Raw genomic sequence first — 18,400 nt, forward strand, 5'->3', positions numbered from 1 at the left:
ACTGAACTCAAGCTTGGGTCGTTTGGATAATGAGATTGACCGGGAAATCCCCCAGCGCGGCGCTGACCATCAGCTCCCTGTGTTTTGTGACTGCGACGCTTGTAAAAAGTCCCTTCAGATCTTCTTCAGGCGCGGCGAACGTCAATTTGATTCGGGTATCGCCCCACCGCGGCGCGTCAACCTGTGGTTTGGCACTGTTTTCCAGCAGTTCGGCACAGCGTATCGGTACGATCACGATAGCCCGTTTTCCCTGCCATTCACGTGTAAATGCCAATACCCGGTGGGCCTGGCTGCCGAGGACTTCAAGGGCTTGATAAGCCCCTTTTTGAAACAGCCCGGCATGCTCGGCCCTCCGGTGTAACGCTTGGGCGATCAAGGTTTGCTTGATGCGCCCGTCACGCCAGTTCGCCAACAGATCGGGCAAGTCCAACCGTACGTGCATGGCCTGCTGACGACTGACGTAATCCACCGGCCGGCGGTTGTCCGGATCGACCAGCGTGAAGTCCCAGAACTCGTTGCCCTGATAGAGGTCCGGTACCCCCGGCACGGTCATTCGCAGCAAGGTTTGCGCCAAGCCATTCAACGCGCCCGGTGCGGCGATGCTCTGCGCCGCCGCTCCGACGGCCATGCGCAGTGGCTGGCCTTCGGGGCTGAGCAGCAGGCGTTCGAGAAACCCATGGATCGCCTGTTCATAGCCCTCGTTTGGCGCGCTCCAGCTGCTTTGCAACTTGGCTTCGCGCAGGGCTTTCTGTTGCCACTGCCAGAGGCGTTTGGCGTAGTCCTCGAGCGCGGGCTGATCGTCGCTGCGCAGTTCCAGCGGCCAACTGCCGAGGATCGCTTGATAGAGAATCAGCTCGTCGCCCGCCGAGGGCGCGCCGGGTTCAGCGCGCAATTCGTCGGCCAGGGTTCGCCAGTGTTCGACCTGTTCGGCATACCAGGCGCTGCGCTCGCTCAACACAGCCAGCCGCGCGCGGGTGTCTTCGCCGCGTTTGTGGTCATGGGTCGCGGTGGCCAGCAGGTTGTCGGGAAATTCGACGAGGCGATTGGCGCAGGCGGCATGGAAGTCAGCCACCGGCGCACTGAACTGCTCGGTGTTGTAGCCCACATCGTTGCGCGACAACAGCACGGCCGAACGATAAAGCGCGGTGTCTTCCACCGCCTTGGCCGCCGCCGGTGAGGTCAGTTGCTGGAAGCGCACGCAGGCATGCTTGAGCAGCTTGCGTGGGCGGCCCACCGGGTGCTTGCGCCAGGGCTGGCCACCGAGCCAGCCGGCCAGGCAATCGAGCACGGGCCAGTCGGCCTCGCCGAGGGTTTGCCTTGCACCGTCCATGGCCTGCTGGAAAAACCCCTCGTCCTGGGCGCAGTTTCGGCCCAGCGGGCTGATGTAAGTGCGATACACCGGGAAGTGCACAATCAGTCCCTGCAAGGCCCGTCGGATCGCGCCGAGGGTCAGGTCCCGGGTCATCACGTCGTCCCGGGCCACTTGCAACAGGGCGTGGGCGACACTTTCGAAATCCCCGGCCAGAGAGCCGTTGAGAATCTGCTGGCGCGCCAGTTGTGCTTCCTGACGGAAATCGGCGGGCCGTTCGCTGTGCCGGCTCCAGAGTTCACCCAAGGTCTGGGCGCCTTCGGGGTCGTGTTGCAGCAACGACAGCTGGTTCATGAATTCGTAACCGGTGCTGCCATCGACAGACCAGTCGCGGTGCAAGGTTTCACCTTCACCGAGGATCTTCTCGACATAGATCGGCAGGTGCCTGCCCGGTGCCAGGCTATCGACTCGGCGGCGCAATTTGCGACAGTAACCACGCGGGTCAGCGAGGCCATCGATGTGATCGATGCGCAGCCCGTCGACAAGACCCTCGGCCACCAGCTCGAAGATTTTGGCATGGGTCGCTTCGAACACTGCCGGGCGTTCGACGCGCAGACCGCCCAGTTCATTGATATCGAAAAACCGCCGCCAGTTGATGTCGTCCGCCGCGGTGCGCCAACTGGCCAGGCGATAACTCTGGCGCTCCAGCAGGTTATGCAGGCGCTGGAAACCCTCGGGAGTGAGCGAGTCGTAGGTGCCGAGCGTGTGCTGGATGGCCTGAAGAATGGCCGGATCGCTGGCCAGTTCAGCCAGTTCCGTTTTCAGTGGAATCGCCAGGCTGTGCGCGTCAGTCTGGTAGCTCAAGGTACTGAAGCGGTCTGCCAGGGATTTGAGCTGCTCGGCCTGCTCGGCATCCAGTTGATCATCTGCCTTGAGCAGTTCGCCGTAGTTCGTCGGGCAAATCGGGAAGTGGTGCTCATAGTGCTCGACATAAAAGGCGCCGCGCCGGGCATCAAAACGCAAGGGCAGGGTGCCGTCCTGCAAGGCGATGCCGTAATCGCTGCCCAAAAAAGGCAGCAGCAATTGGCCCTCCATCAACGGGTCGGGCGAATGCCACTGAATGTCGAAGAACTCGCCGTAAGGGCTCAGTCGCCCCCATTCCAGCAAGTCGAGCCACCAGGGGTTATCGCCACCACCAACGGCCATGTGGTTGGAGACGATATCGAGGATCAGCCCCATGTTCTGTTCGCGCAATGCACCGACCAAACGGCGCAATGCAGCTTCGCCGCCCAGTTCAGGGTTGACGGTGGTCGGGTCCACCACGTCGTAGCCATGCATGGAGCCTGCGCGGGCGGCGAGCAGCGGCGAGGCATAGACATGGCTGATGCCCAGGCTGGCGAAATACGGCACCAGCGGCACCGCCTGATCCAGGGTGAAACCTTTATGAAATTGCAGCCGCAGAGTCGCCCGCAGCGGTTGGTTGAACGGTTGATTCATTGGTCACGCTCGGCCGCCTGAAGTCGCGCGCAGGCGAGCAGTTCCAGGCGTCGGGCGGCGTCCGGATCATCGAGCAGGGCTTCGCTGTCGCCGGGTAGCCTGCGGGACCAGTTGGGATGGGTGTCGGTGGTGCCGGGCAGGTTGGCCTGCTGTTCGATACCCAAGGCATCTTCCATTGGCAGCAATACCAGCGGCGCGCGGGTATGGCCGAGGAAGCGGATCGCGGCATCGAGCACCTGATCGGTTTCGTGGGACTCTTCGCGGAAATTCTGCGGGTCCTGGCTCAGCACCCGACGCAAACCTTCGCGCTCGCGCTCACGGTGTTGGCGCCATTCGATTTCACCCGGGGCGTCGACCAGATTCAAGCGCGCGCTCCAATCGATATCGCGGCCATGCCACCAGCCATTGAGCGTCGGCAGGTCATGGGTGCTGGTGGTTGCCAGGGCGTTGTCCGGCCAGTCGAGAATCGGCTTGAAGTGAGTATTGTCCTGTTCAAACAGCAGTACGCGCATGCCGAGAATCGAGCGCGCAATGAGTTTTTCGCGCAAACCCTCGGGCACGGTGCCGAGGTCTTCGCCGAGAACGATGGCCTGATGTCGATGGGATTCGAGGGTCAGCAAGCGCAGCAGGTCGTCCACCGGGTAATAGAGGTAGGCACCGTCGCTGGGCGGCGCGTCATTGGGGATCACCCACAGTCGTTGCAGCCCCATGACGTGATCGATTCGCAAGCCGCCGGCATGGGCGAAGTTGGCCCGCAGCATTTCGATGAATGCGCGAAAGCCGTTGCGCACCAGGCCTTCGGGGGAGAACGCGGAAATGCCCCAGCCCTGGCCGGAACGGTTGAGGATGTCCGGTGGCGCACCCACGGTCAGTGAGGCGAGCAATTCGTCCTGGCGACTCCAGGCCTGGCTGCCGCCGCCGTCGGCGCCCACTGCCAGGTCGGCGATCAGGCCGACGCCCATGCCGGCACCGCGGGCGGCGGCTTGGGCGCGTTCCAGGCTGCGCGCAATCAGCCATTGGCAGAACGCGTAGTAGCCGATGCGGGTCGAGTTTTCTTCGGCAAAATGCGCCAGAGCGGTGCTGCGCGGGTCACGCCATTGTTCGGGCCACTCACGCCAGTCGAGGCTTTCACCGCGCCGCGCACGGGCTTCCTGGATGGCTTCGAAGCGGCAATGATTTTCCAGTGCTTCGCCACCGGCATGGCGGAAGCTGCTGAAGTCTGGGTGCAAGGGGTGTTCGCCGTGGGTGAATCCTTCGTACAAGGCTTCGAGCAAGCGGTGCTTGGCTTCGGCGGCGGTGGGCCAGTCGATCAGCGGCAGTTTTTCCAGGTGCTTGAGCTCAGCGGCAAGGCCGGTGGCGTCGATCGCGGTACGCAGGGCACGCTCACCGAGAATCGCACCGGGCGCCGCGTACAAGCTATTGAGGAACAAACGACTGGACGGCGAGTAAGGGCTGTACCGCTGGGTGTCGCCGCTGAACATCGCATGCAGCGGGCTGATCGCCAACGCTTCGGCGCCCCTTTCGCCGGCCACTCGGGCCAGATCTTCGAGGGCCTGGGTATCGCCGAAACCGCCATCGCCGGGGCGACGCAGCGAATACAACTGCACGCTCAGGCCCCAGGTGCGCGGGTTTTGACTGTCAACCGCATCGCCGACGCTGTAGCAGCGCTGGGGTGCCACCGCCAGGGTGAAAGATTGATCGTCGATGCTGACGTGCTGATAACCCACCGGCACCAGGCCGGGCAACACAGCGTTGTCATCAAGCTTCAAGTTAATCCGTGAGCCGTCTTCGAGATGGATCTCACACGGGGTTTGCGGTTCGAAGTAGTGGGCCAGGTCAAGGCCGACGCCCACGTCGCAGGTCAGCAGCGGTGGCAGGTGGCGGGTTTGTTGCACCTCTTGCAGTTGCAGCAGGCTGGCGTCGATCTCCTGGGCGGTACTGGCCGGATGGCCTAGTCCGCTGAGTACCGAGCGCAACACCGCCGGGGTGACTTTCTGTGGACGGCCATTTGCGTCGATCCAGTCGACGGCCAGGCCTGCTCGGCTGGCCAGTATTTCCAGTTGCGCATCGCTCATGGGCGCTCTCCATCCGGGGGTAGCAAAGGGGCTGCGGCCGTGAGGCTGACTAGCGCGCAATACGGGGCAAGCATGCCCTGATTCAACAGACCGGCCGATTGTGGCGGGTGTTCGAACAGCAACGTCGCGTCGGCCTGTGGGGAGTGGACCACGGGCGCATCGCTGAGGTTCAGGTCAATGCGCAACTGACTGCCATCGCCCAGCCGCCAGCGCGCCGTCACCGCGCCCGCGGCCAGTACCTGCGCACCCAGCGCCTGGGCGCCGGGCAGGTGCGCGATGATGTGTCGGTGGCGGATCTCCAGCAGTTGGCGATAGAGCTGGTAAATCGGCGATTGGCGGCTGGGGGTCAGTGTCGGCCGTGAAGCTTCGAAGGTCTGTATCGCGTTCGGGTCGGGAATCTGCTTGCGTTTGTGCGGGTCGGCAAAGGCGCTGAACGCCGCGAACTCATTGCGTCGTCCCTCGCGCACCAACTCCGCCAATTCACCATGGTGGCTGGTGAAGAATAGAAACGGTTGCTCGGCGGCGAATTCGTCGCCCATGAACATCAGCGGGATCATCGGCGACAACAGCAGCAACGCGGTGGCGGCGTAAAGGGCGTCAGGATGGGCCAGCTGATGCAGGCGCTCGCCAAAGGCACGGTTGCCGATCTGGTCGTGGTTCTGCAGAAAAAGCACGAAGGCCGTGGGCGGCAAGTGACCGCTCGGCTCACCTCGCGGCGTACCGTGGCGGGTGATGTGGCCCTGAAACACAAAGCCCTGGCTCAGGCAGCGGGCGAGCTGTTCGGTGGGCTGCTCGGCATAATCGGCGTAATAGGCATCGGTTTCACCCGTGAGCAGAACGTGCAGGGCGTTATGGCCGTCATCGTTCCACTGCGCATCGAAACCTTGCTCCAGCAGGCTGGCCTGGTTGTGCTCGTTTTCCGCCATGAGCCACACATGCCGCGCCGGATCGGTTTGCCGCCGCACCCGTTGCGCCAGCTCTTGAAGAAAGTCCGGGTCTTCGATGGCGTGCACCGCGTCCAGACGCAGCCCGTCGAAGCGGTACTCCAGCAACCACATCAGCGCGTTGTCGATAAAGAAGTCGCGCACCTCGCGCCGCCGGAAGTCGATGGCCGCGCCCCACGGGGTGTGTTTGTCTTCGCGGAAAAAGCCTTCTGCGTAGCGATGCAGGTAATTGCCGTCCGGGCCGAAGTGGTTGTAGACCACGTCGAGAATCACCGCCAGGCCATGGCCGTGGGCCGTGTCGATCAGGTGTTTGAGTTGTTCGGGCGAGCCGTAGGAGGCTTGAGGCGCGTAAAGTAAAACCCCGTCATAGCCCCAGTTTCGCTCGCCGGGGAACTGCGCCAGCGGCATCAGTTCGATGGCGGTAATACCCAGCTCGACCAGGTGTTCCAGATGCTGCTCGACCTCCCGGAAACCGCCGAGTACTCCGACATGCAGTTCGTAGATCACCGCCTCATTCCAGGACCGCCCCTGCCAGGCGCTGTATTGCCACCGATAGGCGAGGGGATCGACTACCACGCTGTGGCTGTCGATATCGCCCGCCTGGGCGCGGGAGGCCGGGTCCGGCACCGTAAGCTCGCCATCGATGTTGTAGCGGTAGCGGGTACCCGCGGGGCAGCGGGTCTTGATCACAAACCAGCCATCGGCCTGAGGCAATAGCGGTAGGGATTGTCCATCTTCCAGTTCGAGACTGACGAAAAACGCATCTGGCGCCCACAAGGCAAAACGCGTGTGTTCGGCGTCCAGCATGATCGCGCCGTGGGGCCAGGTCTCAAGGGTCCGTAACGGCATCGTTGAAAGCCTCTTACTGTTTGCCCGATTTTCCCAGCGCTTTAGCCACCAGTTGTTCGTAGAGTTCGGCGTAGGGTTCGACTGCCTTGCACCAGTTGAAAGGCGCCGCCATGGCTCGGCAACGCATGGCGTTGAGCAGACCAGGGAAGGCGAACACCTTGAACGCGCGGCTCAGGGCTTCGCGATAACTCTCCACGGTGGATTCGTCGAAGAGGAAACCGGTCACGCCGTTTTCGATGGTGTCGGCCAGGCCGCCGGTATTGCGGGCCACCGGCAATGAACCGAAGCGCTGGGCGTACATCTGGCTCAGGCCGCAGGGTTCGTAACGCGAAGGCATCAGCAGGAAATCACTGCCGGCGAACATCCGGCGGGCGTCGGTTTCATTGAAGCCGATGTGCACGCCGATTTGCCCGGGGAAGCGCAACGCCAGTTCACGCATGGCCTGTTCTTCTTCCGGTTCGCCACGGCCGATGATCGCGATCTGCCCGCCATTGGCGACAATGTATTCGGCGACGGCTTCGGTGAGGTCCAGGCCTTTCTGGTAGACCAGCCGCGAGACTACGGCAAACAGCGGACCCTCGGAGTCGTCGAGGTCGAACAGCCGGCGAACGTGCGCGGCGTTGACCGCTTTGCCGTCCCAGTCGCCGATGCCGAACGGGTGGAACAGGTGCGGATCGGTCGCTGCGTCCCAGCTCTCATCGATGCCATTGGGAATCCCGCTGAGCAGGCCTTGCTGGGTCTTGGCGGCGAGAAAACCGTCGAGGCCGCAGCCGAAGGCTGGCGTGGTGATTTCCTGTGCATAGGTGGCGCTGACGGTGGTGATGTGGCTCGAGTAGGCCATGCCGGCCTTGAGGAACGACATCTTGCCGTAAAATTCCATGCCTTCCTGTTGCAAGGCATGCAGGGGAATACCGAGTTCCGGGCACGAGCCGAGGCTGGTGACACCCTGGTACGCCAGGTTGTGGATAGTGAACAGGGTCGGGGTGCGTTGGCCACGCCAGTGCATATAGGCCGGTGCCAGGCCAGCGGGCCAGTCGTGGGCGTGCACCAGGTCCGGGCACCAGTGAATTTGGGCGAGGTTGGCGGCGATATCGGCTGCCGCGAGGCCCAGCCGGGCGAAACGAATGTGGTTGTCCGGCCAGTCGCGGCCGTTGTTGGCGCCGTAGGGCAAACCCTCGCGCTCGTACAATTCAGGGCAGATCAATACGTAAATGACCAGGCCGTCGGGCATGTCCATGCGCCCGATCTTGCAGGGCGGCAACGCTGCGTGCCCGCCCAGTTCGCCGATGATATGAATCGGGTTTTCGCTGTTCATCACTTGCGGATAACCGGGGATCAGCACGCGGACATCGTGCAGATGCGCCATGGCCCGCGGCAGTGCGGCGGAAACGTCGCCAAGACCTCCGGTTTTTACCAGGTCGGCAATCTCCGAGGTGACGAACAGGACTTTCTTCTTGTTGGGATTCTGGCTGGCTACCGGTGCCAGCGTCTTGGGGGTCGGCGCTTTGACCGATTTGGCATTGAGGACACCGACGGTGCTCGTTTCCCCGACCTGCTGATGAGCACGTTCTCCCTGGATATCTAAAGCCGCACTGATCATATGAATCTCCCGTGTTGTTGATCTAATTCTAGGTCTGGCACAAACGGTGTTCGTGGCCAAATCCTGTGGCCGGGCGCAAACGCGCTACGCATCGGTGAGCAAGTGCTGCCCATGCGCTGAAGCAGAATGGGTGAAGTGGCTGTTGCAAGGAATGCACCAGTCGCTGTGGCCCTACTCTTAACCTGACCCGAGGCCAGTACCAAAAGTTTCGATTTTTTTCACCGAATGACCAGCCGGTTTTACTCCGCGAAAATCAGTCTAGGCCAGAACTTAGAGCGGGGCCGGTCAACTGCGAAATTGTTCGACAATCGGTTAAGAGAGAGTACAAACATGAGGGCTTTGGGGGGAGGCGCACCGACGAAGGGCAGGTTTGTTTTTGGGTGTGGGTCAAATCGGGACCGGGAGGTCACGATAATCGGGCGTGACGGGATGTGGGTTGCACCATTACGGTGCGCAGGGTTTAGGGGAGATGTAGTGGTTTGAGGGCCTCTTCGCGGGCAAGCCCGCTCCCACAGGATTTGTGTCGGACGCCGGCAATGAGCACGACGCCAAACCTGTGGGAGCGAGGCTTGCCCGCGATGAACGATAACGCGGTCCTAGTTCAGAATCCGAATCGGCGCTCCCGCCGCCCAGGCTTGAATATCTTCGATCATCTGCGAAAAAAACAGTTGGTAATTCTGCCGGCTGACATACCCGACATGAGGCGTGGCCAGCACGTTGTCCAGCGTTCTGAAAGGATGATGGCGGGGCAACGGCTCGTGCTCGAACACGTCCAGCGCAGCGCCCGCCAGGCGTTGTTTCTGCAGCGCCTTGATCAACGCCGACTCATCGACAATCGGCCCGCGGGCGGTGTTGATCAGCCATGCCGTGGGTTTCATCCAGTCCAGTGCCTGAGCGTCCACCAGCCCTCGGCTGCGCTCGCTGAGCACCAGATGGACCGACAGCACATCGGCCTGCTCGAACAGTTCCTGCTTGCTGACATAGGTGACGTCGACTTCAGCAGCCCGTTCGGCGGTCAGGTTTTCGCTCCAGGCAATCACCCGCATGCCGAACACCTGCCCGAACCGGGCTACCCGTTGACCGATGCTGCCCAGGCCGAGGATCGCCAAGGTCTTGCCCTGCAGGTCGCCGCCCAACCCTTGTTGCCACTGACCTGCGCGCAAGGCGTTGGCTTCGGCCACCAGGTTGCGGGTCGCGGCCATGATCAGCGCCCAGGTCAGTTCCGGAGCGGCGTGTTTGTAGCTGTCGGTGCCGCAGACCCGGATGCCCAGCGCGGCGGCGGCTTTCAGGTCCAGGGCGGCGTTGCGCATGCCGCCGGTGACCAGCAGCTTGAGTGCGGGCAAGCGGCGCAGCAGGTCTTCGTCGAACCGGGTGCGCTCGCGCATCACGCAGATCACCTCGAATGCGCCGAGCCGTTCGGCCAGGGTTTCGTTGTCGGCCGGGTAGTCATGGATAAAACTCAGCTGACCGATGCTGTCCAGCACCGACCAGTCCACCACACCGCGAGCCACGTCCTGCCAGTCATCGATCACTGCAATCTGCACCGCCATCAGCCTTACCTCATCAACGAACGGGATTGGTTTTGTTTAGCCAGTCGAGTAATGCCTGATGGAATTTGGCCGGTTCCTCCATCTGCGGCGCGTGGCCCATGCCGGGGAATTCAACCAGTGTCGACTGGGGAATCAGTTTCGCCACTTGCTTGCCGAGCACTTCGTAGTGACCGAGCCTGGCCTTGACCTCGGGCGGTGCAATGTCGCTGCCGATGGCCGTGGTGTCGGAGGTGCCGATCAGTAACAGCGTCGGCACCTTCAGGTCCTTGAACTCGTAGTACACCGGTTGGGTAAAGATCATGTCGTAGATCAGCGCCGAGTTCCACGCGACTTGCGTATGCCCCGGTCCTTTGTTCAGGCCGGCGAGCATGTCTACCCAGCGGTCGAACTCGGGTTTCCAGCGGCCACCGTAATAAGTGTTGCGTTCATAGCTGCGGATGCCGTCGGCGCTGAGCTTGAGCTCGCGTTCGTACCATTGATCGACCGTGCGGTACGGCACGCCGAGGGCTTTCCAGTCTTCCAGGCCGATGGGGTTGACCAGCGCCAGTTGTTCGACTTGATCGGGGTATTGCAACGCATAGCGGGTGGCGAGCATGCCGCCGGTGGAGTGCCCGAGCAGGGTGGCTTTCTGGATGCCCAGGGTCTTGAGCAGTTGCTGGGTGTTGCTCGCCAGTTGCTGGAAACTGTATTGATAGTGGTCGGGTTTGCTGGAGGTGCAGAAGCCGATCTGGTCCGGGGCGATGACCCGGTAACCGGCCTCGCTCAGCGCCTTGATCGAGCTGTCCCAGGTCGCGCCGCAGAAATTCTTGCCATGCATCAGCACCACGCTGCGTCCATTGACCTTGCCTTGGGCGGCAATGTCCATGTAACCCATCTGCAGGGATTTGCCCTGGGACTCAAAAGCGAAATGCTTGACCGTGTAGGGGTACTCGAAGCCCTGAAGTTGCGGACCGTATTCCGGTGTTTCGGCCTGGGTATGGTCCTGGGTTTGGGCGAGAACCGGTAGTGCCGCCGTCAGCAGCAGACCCGGTAACCAGCGGGAGAAAAGGCGCGACATGGGTGAGCTCCACAGGAAATCTGCCGATGCTGGATCGGCATGATTAGGGTGACATTAAACACAGGCCATGGCTGTTCTTTGTCGTTCAACCCATCCATCCCAGCGTAGCCAGGGCCAACACACCGTAGCGGGCGCCCTTGGCGAGTGTCACGATCATCAGGAAACGCCCCAGTGGCTCGCGCATGACACCCGCCACCAGCGTCAGTGGATCGCCGATGATCGGTACCCAACTAAGCAACAACGACCAATGACCGTAACGCTGATAGTGCTTTTGGGCTTGCTCGAGATGGCGGGGGCTGACCGGAAACCAGCGCCGGTCGCGAAACCGCTCGATGCCACGCCCCAGCCACCAGTTCAGCAGCGAGCCCAGCACATTGCCCAGCGTTGCCACCGTCAGCAGCGACCAGAGCCTATACGGGTTGCTGAGCAACAACCCCACCAGCACCGCTTCGGATTGCAGTGGCAGCAGCGTCGCGGCACCAAAGGCCGCGAGAAACAGCCCGATGTATGCGCCGAACATCAATGGGCGGGGTAGTCCGCCACCACCACGTCAGTGCCGTCCTTTTTCAGGCCGATCACTTGGTAGGCATCGCTCATGCCGTCCATTTCCATGCCGGGCGAGCCCATGGGCATGCCGGGGGCGGCAACTCCCAACAGATCGTCACGCTTGCTCAAGGCCAGCACTTGATCGGCAGGTACATGGCCTTCGACGAATTTGCCATTGATAAGGCCGGTGTGGCACGACGCCAGGCGAGGTGGCACGCCGTGTTGTTGCTTGAATTGGCTCATGTCGGCTTCGACATGGTCTTCAACTTTGAAACCGTTGGCTTCCAGATGACTGACCCATTTTTTGCAGCAGCCGCAATTGGCGTCGCGGTGAACTTCGATGGGAATCAGGTCGGCGGCCTGGGCCAGGGAAGAGATGAAGAGGGCGCTCAGGGCGGCCAGACGCAGGTGGGTTCGCATGGGGGGGGCTCGTCTCGGGTTGTGGCCAAAAAGATGCATTTTGACCAATTTACCCAACAAAGAGACAGGGGATTGTTTCGAAGTAATACAGCGTTGGGTAAACCCTGTGGCGAGGTCAGCCTGTACCTTGAGCGCCAGCAAGTTGATTTACCCGACACCCTCAATACAAACAAACTAACCAAGGCGTACATAAAGGCTTGGCTAGTTAATCTGCGCCAATATCGAAAAGTCCATGTAGACCAATGAAAGCAGGCGCTTTTTGGTATGTATCGTAAATGTATAAGAATTGTAAAAAATGGAAATATTTGTTGGTGACGTTAGAGCACACATCGATACTCGCCCGCACTTAACTCGGTTAAACAAGGAACTTTTATGGTCGCCTCACAAGGACGTCTGTGTGTTTTGGATGATCGGCATCCCGTCACACAGTCGGGAGCCCGGTCATGACCATCGGCTATACAGGTGCCTGGACAAGCAAGGCAGGTTTACTGGTCAAGGACACTGGCAGCGGCAAACCTGTCACCCACAGCGCCAGGGTCAAGCAGATGCTGGCACTGGTGGGGGACAATCCCAATGCGCTGAATACGGCGAAAATGGATGAACAGAAACTGCACAGAAACATCAAGGGCTTCGACCCGGAAAATGTCTCCGCCAAGCAACTGGGCAATCTCAGTGCCTTCTTGAGAGGCAAAGGCCTGATTTCCGATATTACTTCGATGACCTTGCTTAATGCCGGTGACAAGTTTGACCGGTTTGGCGTACAGAAAGACCCGGATGCGAAATTCAATGCGCTGGAGTATTTCGCCACGCAACTGGACACCATCCAGAACAACAGCATCAAGGGTGACAGGTACGCCGTTGGCCTGATCCCGGAATACAAGACGGCGATCTACGTACTGCAGAACTTGCGAGCTTACGGCAAGGGCAACGGTACGACGGTACCTAATGACAAGGGCGTTAACGCCAAGGCGTGATGTTTGGCCGCGCTGGCCCGCTCGAACTATCGGACGGGCCGGGCAGCTGCTATCGGTCAAGCAACTTCATGACTTCTTCCGGATAACGCAGGCCTGCCGTGGCATGGGCCGGGAATATCGCTTCCAGCGCCTGCAATTCTTCGCGGCTCAGTTTCACGTCCAGCGCGGCCACATTTTCTTCCAGGTATTTACGCTGTTTGGTGCCTGGAATCGGGATCAGATAATCCCCTTGGGCCAAGACCCATGCCAACGCCAGTTGGCCCGCCGTCACACCCTTGTCGGCGGCCAGGGCCTGAACCTGCTGCACCAGCAACAGGTTTTTTGCGAAGTTTTCCCCTTGAAAACGTGGACTGAAGCGACGGTAGTCATCGGCTGCGAAATCATCCGGGCTTTTCAGTGCACCGGTCAAAAAGCCCCGACCCAATGGGCTGTAAGGTACAAAGGCAACGCCCAGTCGCCGGCACGCGGCCAGGCAACCGTTCTCCTCCTGATCGCGGCTCCATAGCGAATATTCACTTTGCAGTGCGCTGATCGGATGAACCTTGTTCGCTCGTTCCAGCGTGGCGACCGAGGCTTCACTCAATCCCAGGTAACGCACCTTGCCGGTCTTCACCAGTTCTGCCATGGCGCCGACGGTTTCCTCGATGGCCACCTGCGGATCGATGCGGTGCTGGTAATACAAATCCAGGGTCTCCACGCCAAGGCGCTTGAGGGTGCCGTCGATGGATTTGCGAATGTATTCCGGTCGCCCGTTGACGCCCCGTGCACCGGGGTTGGATGGGGCGCGGACAATGCCGAACTTGCTCGCCAGAAACACTTGCTCACGCTTGCCGACAATGGCCTTGCCGATCAACTCTTCATTGGTATGCGGACCGTACATGTCCGCCGTGTCGAGCAGATTGATCCCCAACTCCAGCGCGCGGTGCAAAGTGGCGGTGGCTTCGCGGGTGTCCACGCCTGTGGTGTAGAAATCGGTCATGCCCATGCAGCCCAGACCGATCGCGCTCACCTGCGGACCGTTTTTGCCCAGTTGACGTGTTTGCATGAAATCAGCTCCCTGTGAATTGAAATCCTATTGTTGACCTCGACAGAAACGAGATAAACCGGCTAAAACTGCTATCACTGTTCGCAATTTCTAAATAATCAGCCGGTAAGCCAAAGCAATGGACCGTTTCAACGCCATGCGCGTGTTCACCCGAATCGTCGAACTGGGCGGCTTTGCCAAAGCGGCGGACAGCCTGCAAATGCCTCGCGCCTCCGTGACCATTCTGATCAAGCAACTCGAGACACATCTGGGCGTGCAACTGCTGCAGCGCACCACCCGGCAGATCAGCCTGACGCTTGATGGCGCGGCCTATTACCCGCGTTGCGTGCGGTTGCTGGCGGATCTGGAAGAGACCGAAGCGGTGTTTTCCGCTGCTCGCCACAATCCCAAAGGTTTGCTGCGAGTGGATATGCCGGCGGGAGTGGGGCGTTTGATTGTGATCCCGGCATTGCCGCAATTCACTGCCCGGTACCCATTGATCGAACTGGAAATCGGTTTGAATGACCGGCCTGTGGATCTGATCCGCGAAGGTATCGATTGCGTGTTGCGGGGTGGCTCAACCCTGGACGACTCACTGGTGGCACGGCCGCTGGGCGTGATGGACCAGGTCACCTGTGCGAGCCCGGAATACTTGCAGCGTTGCGGGACTCCGCTGTGTCTGGAGGATCTGAAGGGGCACCAGATGGTGGAATACTTTTCCAACACCGGCAAACGCTACGGACTGGAATTTGTACTCGATGGCCAGCTACGGTTGATCGATCTGCCCAAGCACGTCTCGGTCAATAGCGCCGATGGCTATCTGGCGGCGTGTGAGGCGGGATATGGCTTGGTCCAGACCCCGTATTATCACGTTGCCCGCCAACTGGATGAGGGGCGTTTGATCGAGGTCCTGAGGGACGTGCCGCCACCGGGTATGCCGCTGACGGCGCTCTATCCTCCTCATCGCCAGTTGTCCCGACGGGTGCGGGTGTTCGTCGACTGGATGGTGGAACTCTGTGCGCAGTCGGCTAATGGTTTTTACAAAAAAGACTCAAGCGCCTGAGCGACTTCCCTATTATCGATGTTGATAATAACCGGGGCCGCCACGGTCATAATGGTGGCCGCCGTGCCAGCCGCCGTGGGGGAAAACGATGCAGCCACTCAGGGTCAGGAGCGCGAGCAGGGGAATCAGCAGTGTGATTCGACGGAACATTTCAAAATCCTCATAGTTATCGCCGCAATGAAGTCAAAACTCTTCATCGGCTGTAACATGAGACCCCGTTTGCAGCCCCTCATTCCCGCAGAACAGTACGGGCTTGGTATGCAATCGGATACAAATCGGATACATTTTTTTGGTTCAGGAACCCGCAATGACCCAGTCGCAACGTTTGAAATACTCGATTCTAATCTCCCTGGTGGTACTGGGGATCATGTTCGGCCTTTCCTGGCTGCAAAACGCTGGGATCATCACAGAGCAGCTGTTCCAGTACATCGCCATTGGCGTGGCGGTGCTCGTGGTGGTGATCAATGGCGTGATGCGTCGCAAGGTCAAGCCTTGAGCGACGCCCCCTGGCCGGGTTGCTCGCTGTAAAGGACGGCGGCGGCCTGTGGATGCAGGCTGTAGCTTTTGTCCGGATTGAGGGTGATCACACCTTCACCGCACAAGCGTTTCAACACTTCACGGACACTGAGAAAGGACAGGGGAATGTCCAGGTCCAGCAGGTGACTGTGCACGCCACGCACCCCCAGGCTGCGGTCGCTTTCGGCGGCGGTCAGCAAGGCGTCGATGACTTTCAGACGAATCAGGCTGGTACGCAGGCCAAAACTCTTGAGCAAAAACCTGATCCGTTCGTTGCCGTGGCGTTCGGCTTGTTGATTGAAAACGCCGGAGCCCAGGGGGCTGGCCTTTGGCGCATGGCTACCGTCCGTTGGCAGTTGCGGGTTGTACATGCAAAAACTCCTTTTCAGAGCCTGATCAGGAAAATGTGATGGGTGCTCTCAATCAATTAGACGAACGAGCCAGGCAAATAATGAAGACCCGCATGTAGAAAATTTGTCGCCATTACGTCAGCGGCCCGTGAGCCGGGCGTGGGGTCGCCCTAAATTTTTGCTGTTTGCTTCGTTTTAAGGGGAGGCGCATTGCGTGTCATACGTCTTTTCGATCAGGAGCGAGCGTGATTATTTCCAGGCAGTTAACCAGGTTGAGCCTTGCGGGTGTGTTTATGGGGCTGAGTCTTGCGGCAAACGCGCGCAGCCAGCCAGAGCAGGCGACGGCCGAGATTCGTCGAACCAGTTTCGGCTTGCCGCATATTCGTGCCGACAACGAGCGTGGGCTCGGCTATGGCATTGGCTATGCCTATGCTCAGGACAATCTGTGCTTGCTGGCCAATGAGATTGTCACCGTCAATGGCGAGCGCTCACGGTATTTTGGCCCGGACCAGTCCACCGTCGAAGAGCGCGGGAACCTGGCCAGCGATCTGTTTTTCAACTGGCTGAATACGCCGCAGGCAGTCGCCACTTTCTGGCAGGCGCAAACGCCTGAAGTCCGCGAGCTCATCGAAGGTTATGTGGCGGGTTACAACCGTTCGCTGACAGAGCGTCGAGCGCAGGGGGTGCCGCAGCAATGCCAGGGAGAATGGGTGCGCGCGATTACCGCGCAGGACCTGGTCAAGTTGACCCGACGTCTGTTGGTCGAAGGCGGCGTGGGGCAGTTTGCCGAAGCATTGGCCGGCGCTACCCCGCCGAAAACCGTCGCGCATGTGGCGGGCGAACCGGTGTCGTTCCAGCTGGCGGCTTCACGCATGCAACGCTTCGCTCTGGATCGCGGCAGCAACGCCGTGGCGGTCGGCAGCGAGCGCTCGTTCAACGGTCGTGGGATGTTGCTGGCCAATCCGCACTTTCCCTGGGTCGGTGGGATGCGTTTCTATCAGATGCACCTGACCATTCCTGGCAAACTGGATGTCATGGGCGCCGCGTTGCCCGGCCTGCCCATGATCAATATTGGTTTCAACCAGCACCTGGCGTGGACCCACACGGTGGATTCGTCCAAGCACTTCACGCTGTATCGTCTGCAACTCGATCCCAAGGATCCGACCCGTTACCTGCTGGATGGCAAGTCATTGCCGATGAAAAAGCAGACGCTGGCGGTGAACGTGAAGCAAGCCGATGGCCAGACCCGGCAGATTTCCCATGTGGTCTACAGCTCGCAATTCGGCCCGATTGTGCAATGGCCCGGCAAGCTGGACTGGAACAACCAGTTCGCCTACAGCCTGCGCGATGCCAACCTGGATAACGACCGGGTCTTGCAGCAGTGGTATGCGATGAACCGTGCCGCCAACCTCACTGAATTGCAGGCATCGGTGCACAAAATTCAGGGGATTCCATGGGTCAACACCCTGGCGGTAGACGATCAAGGGCAGACGCTTTACATGAACCTGTCGGTGGTGCCGAACGTCAATGCCGACAAACTGGCCAAGTGCAGCGATCCGCGGGCCGGATTACAGATGATCCTGCTCGACGGTTCCAACAGCGCCTGCGCCTGGGACATTGACCCGAACGCTGCGCAAAAAGGTATTTACGCAGCAGATAAACTGCCGCAACTGCTGCGTAAAGACTTTGTGCAGCACTCCAATGATTCGGCCTGGATGGCCAACCCGGCACAACCGCTCACCGGTTTCTCGCCATTGATCAGTCAGGACAATCAGCCATTGGGGCTGCGTTCGCGCTTCGCCCTGGAGCGTCTGGGCACCTTGAGCAAGGCCGGTCCTGTCGCTGCGGCAGATCTGCAACACATGGTGATGGACGATCAGGTGTATCAGGCGACGCAAGTGATGCCGGACCTGCTGCAATTCTGCGCCGCGGATCTGGGCACCGATGCGCCGACGCTTGCGCCGCTGTGTGCCAGCCTCAAGGCGTGGGATCGCCGGGTGAATCTGGACAGCGGACTGGGCTTTGTGCATTTTCAAAATGTCATGGGGCCGTTACAGCAGATCTCTGACATCTGGCGTGTGGCGTTCGACCCAAAGGATCCGCAGCACACACCGCGTGGCCTGGCAATTGAACGGCCAGACGTCGCCAAAGCAATTCGGGCGGCAATGCTGGCCTCGGTCGAGCAGGTAAGAACCCTTGGCCTGAAGGCCGATAGCCGCTGGGGCGATATCCAGGTGGTCAGCAGTGGCGGGCAGCAAACGCCGATCCATGGCGGGCCGGGCACGCTGGGTGTGTATAACGCGATCCAAAGCGTGCCGAGAACCGACGGCAAGCGCGAAGTCGTCAGTGGCACCAGCTATTTGCAGGTGGTGACTTTCGATGACAAGGGGCCGCAGGCTCAGGGCTTGCTGGCTTTCTCGTTGTCCAGCGATCCGGCGTCGAAGTATTCCCGGGACCAGACACTGGCCTTTTCGAAGAAGCAGCTGAGTGTGTTGCCGTTTACCGAGCAGCAGATCACGTCCGATCCGCAGTACCAGGCTCAGACGATTCGCGAGCAGGATGAAAAAGCAGGGAAGATCGCCGCGCAGTAATAGCGATAGGTTCGAATGAAACATGAAGGCCGCAC

General features: G+C 60.3%; 15 protein-coding genes. 4 read left to right on the forward strand and 11 right to left on the reverse strand.

Annotation, left to right across the window (positions count from 1 at the left end; translation table 11 throughout):
* Window positions 1-7: 7 nt before the first annotated feature.
* The 8 genes from AB7M22_RS10400 to AB7M22_RS10435 all read right to left on the reverse strand — a co-directional run bounded on the left by AB7M22_RS10400 (window position 8) and on the right by AB7M22_RS10435 (window position 11,847).
* On the reverse strand, window positions 8-2,806 hold the full coding sequence (locus AB7M22_RS10400; RefSeq protein ID WP_454186196.1) for a malto-oligosyltrehalose synthase: 2,799 nt from the start codon (window positions 2,804-2,806) through the stop codon (window positions 8-10).
* The gene (gene malQ / locus AB7M22_RS10405) at window positions 2,803-4,881 is read right to left on the reverse strand and encodes a 4-alpha-glucanotransferase (RefSeq protein ID WP_454186197.1); all 2,079 of its coding nucleotides are present in this window, start codon (window positions 4,879-4,881) and stop codon (window positions 2,803-2,805) included. Before malQ ends, AB7M22_RS10400 begins: the two co-directional genes overlap by 4 nt.
* On the reverse strand, window positions 4,878-6,674 hold the full coding sequence (gene treZ / locus AB7M22_RS10410) for a malto-oligosyltrehalose trehalohydrolase (RefSeq protein WP_454186198.1): 1,797 nt from the start codon (window positions 6,672-6,674) through the stop codon (window positions 4,878-4,880). Before treZ ends, malQ begins: the two co-directional genes overlap by 4 nt.
* Before the next feature lie 13 nt (window positions 6,675-6,687).
* On the reverse strand, window positions 6,688-8,274 hold the full coding sequence (glgA, locus tag AB7M22_RS10415; protein ID WP_454186199.1) for a glycogen synthase GlgA: 1,587 nt from the start codon (window positions 8,272-8,274) through the stop codon (window positions 6,688-6,690).
* A gap of 596 nt (window positions 8,275-8,870) precedes the next feature.
* Entirely contained in the window at window positions 8,871-9,824 is a 954-nt protein-coding gene (locus tag AB7M22_RS10420) for a D-2-hydroxyacid dehydrogenase family protein (RefSeq protein WP_454186200.1), read from the reverse strand.
* A 13-nt stretch (window positions 9,825-9,837) separates the two neighbouring features.
* Window positions 9,838-10,881, reverse strand: coding sequence for an alpha/beta fold hydrolase (locus AB7M22_RS10425; RefSeq protein ID WP_454186201.1), 1,044 nt, complete (start codon window positions 10,879-10,881; stop codon window positions 9,838-9,840).
* Window positions 10,882-10,966: 85 nt separating this feature from the next.
* Window positions 10,967-11,401: a YqaA family protein gene (locus tag AB7M22_RS10430; RefSeq protein WP_454186202.1), complete on the reverse strand. Its 435-nt coding sequence runs from the start codon at window positions 11,399-11,401 to the stop codon at window positions 10,967-10,969.
* Window positions 11,401-11,847: a DUF411 domain-containing protein gene (locus AB7M22_RS10435; protein WP_007901350.1), complete on the reverse strand. Its 447-nt coding sequence runs from the start codon at window positions 11,845-11,847 to the stop codon at window positions 11,401-11,403. Before AB7M22_RS10435 ends, AB7M22_RS10430 begins: the two co-directional genes overlap by 1 nt.
* 443 nt (window positions 11,848-12,290) lie before the next feature.
* On the opposite strand from AB7M22_RS10435, the gene AB7M22_RS10440 reads away from it, so the two are divergent.
* Window positions 12,291-12,821, forward strand: coding sequence for a hypothetical protein (locus AB7M22_RS10440; protein ID WP_454186203.1), 531 nt, complete (start codon window positions 12,291-12,293; stop codon window positions 12,819-12,821).
* Between the two features lie 49 nt (window positions 12,822-12,870).
* Here the strand turns inward: AB7M22_RS10440 and AB7M22_RS10445 are convergent, their stop codons facing one another.
* Window positions 12,871-13,866, reverse strand: a complete 996-nt coding sequence (locus AB7M22_RS10445) for an aldo/keto reductase (RefSeq protein ID WP_454186204.1) — start codon at window positions 13,864-13,866, stop codon at window positions 12,871-12,873.
* 118 nt (window positions 13,867-13,984) lie between these two features.
* On the opposite strand from AB7M22_RS10445, the gene AB7M22_RS10450 reads away from it, so the two are divergent.
* Window positions 13,985-14,908 carry a LysR family transcriptional regulator gene (locus AB7M22_RS10450; protein WP_454186205.1) on the forward strand — a complete coding sequence of 308 codons (924 nt, stop codon included), beginning with the start codon at window positions 13,985-13,987 and terminating at the stop codon, window positions 14,906-14,908.
* A 12-nt stretch (window positions 14,909-14,920) separates the two neighbouring features.
* Here AB7M22_RS10450 and AB7M22_RS10455 read toward each other — a convergent pair whose 3' ends face one another.
* On the reverse strand, window positions 14,921-15,058 hold the full coding sequence (locus tag AB7M22_RS10455) for a hypothetical protein (protein ID WP_008155215.1): 138 nt from the start codon (window positions 15,056-15,058) through the stop codon (window positions 14,921-14,923).
* A 157-nt stretch (window positions 15,059-15,215) separates the two neighbouring features.
* On the opposite strand from AB7M22_RS10455, the gene AB7M22_RS10460 reads away from it, so the two are divergent.
* Window positions 15,216-15,404: a hypothetical protein gene (locus tag AB7M22_RS10460; protein WP_007901365.1), complete on the forward strand. Its 189-nt coding sequence runs from the start codon at window positions 15,216-15,218 to the stop codon at window positions 15,402-15,404.
* On the opposite strand, the gene AB7M22_RS10465 is transcribed toward AB7M22_RS10460, so the two are convergent.
* Window positions 15,394-15,795, reverse strand: coding sequence for a fe2+ zn2+ uptake regulation protein (locus tag AB7M22_RS10465; RefSeq protein ID WP_454186206.1), 402 nt, complete (start codon window positions 15,793-15,795; stop codon window positions 15,394-15,396). The genes AB7M22_RS10460 and AB7M22_RS10465 overlap by 11 nt on opposite strands.
* Before the next feature lie 224 nt (window positions 15,796-16,019).
* Here AB7M22_RS10465 and pvdQ point away from each other — a divergent pair, with 224 nt between their 5' ends.
* Entirely contained in the window at window positions 16,020-18,365 is a 2,346-nt protein-coding gene (gene pvdQ / locus AB7M22_RS10470; RefSeq protein ID WP_454186207.1) for a bifunctional acylase PvdQ, read from the forward strand.
* Window positions 18,366-18,400 lie beyond the last annotated feature (35 nt).

This window comes from Pseudomonas sp. ADAK2 TE3594, from assembly GCF_053628675.1.

Excerpts from the sequence above, each read along its gene's own strand:
- AB7M22_RS10425 (WP_454186201.1), bottom strand. The coding sequence starts at position 10,881 with ATGTCGCGCCTTTTCTCCCGCTGGTTACCGGGTCTGCTGCTGACGGCG.
- AB7M22_RS10400 (WP_454186196.1), bottom strand. The coding sequence starts at position 2,806 with ATGAATCAACCGTTCAACCAACCGCTGCGGGCGACTCTGCGGCTGCAA.
- AB7M22_RS10455 (WP_008155215.1), bottom strand. The coding sequence starts at position 15,058 with ATGTTCCGTCGAATCACACTGCTGATTCCCCTGCTCGCGCTCCTGACC.
- AB7M22_RS10460 (WP_007901365.1), top strand. The coding sequence starts at position 15,216 with ATGACCCAGTCGCAACGTTTGAAATACTCGATTCTAATCTCCCTGGTG.
- AB7M22_RS10420 (WP_454186200.1), bottom strand. The coding sequence starts at position 9,824 with ATGGCGGTGCAGATTGCAGTGATCGATGACTGGCAGGACGTGGCTCGC.
- AB7M22_RS10445 (WP_454186204.1), bottom strand. The coding sequence starts at position 13,866 with ATGCAAACACGTCAACTGGGCAAAAACGGTCCGCAGGTGAGCGCGATC.
- AB7M22_RS10430 (WP_454186202.1), bottom strand. The coding sequence starts at position 11,401 with ATGTTCGGCGCATACATCGGGCTGTTTCTCGCGGCCTTTGGTGCCGCG.
- treZ (WP_454186198.1), bottom strand. The coding sequence starts at position 6,674 with ATGCCGTTACGGACCCTTGAGACCTGGCCCCACGGCGCGATCATGCTG.
- glgA (WP_454186199.1), bottom strand. The coding sequence starts at position 8,274 with ATGATCAGTGCGGCTTTAGATATCCAGGGAGAACGTGCTCATCAGCAG.
- AB7M22_RS10435 (WP_007901350.1), bottom strand. The coding sequence starts at position 11,847 with ATGCGAACCCACCTGCGTCTGGCCGCCCTGAGCGCCCTCTTCATCTCT.
- AB7M22_RS10465 (WP_454186206.1), bottom strand. The coding sequence starts at position 15,795 with ATGTACAACCCGCAACTGCCAACGGACGGTAGCCATGCGCCAAAGGCC.
- malQ (WP_454186197.1), bottom strand. The coding sequence starts at position 4,881 with ATGAGCGATGCGCAACTGGAAATACTGGCCAGCCGAGCAGGCCTGGCC.
- AB7M22_RS10440 (WP_454186203.1), top strand. The coding sequence starts at position 12,291 with ATGACCATCGGCTATACAGGTGCCTGGACAAGCAAGGCAGGTTTACTG.
- AB7M22_RS10450 (WP_454186205.1), top strand. The coding sequence starts at position 13,985 with ATGGACCGTTTCAACGCCATGCGCGTGTTCACCCGAATCGTCGAACTG.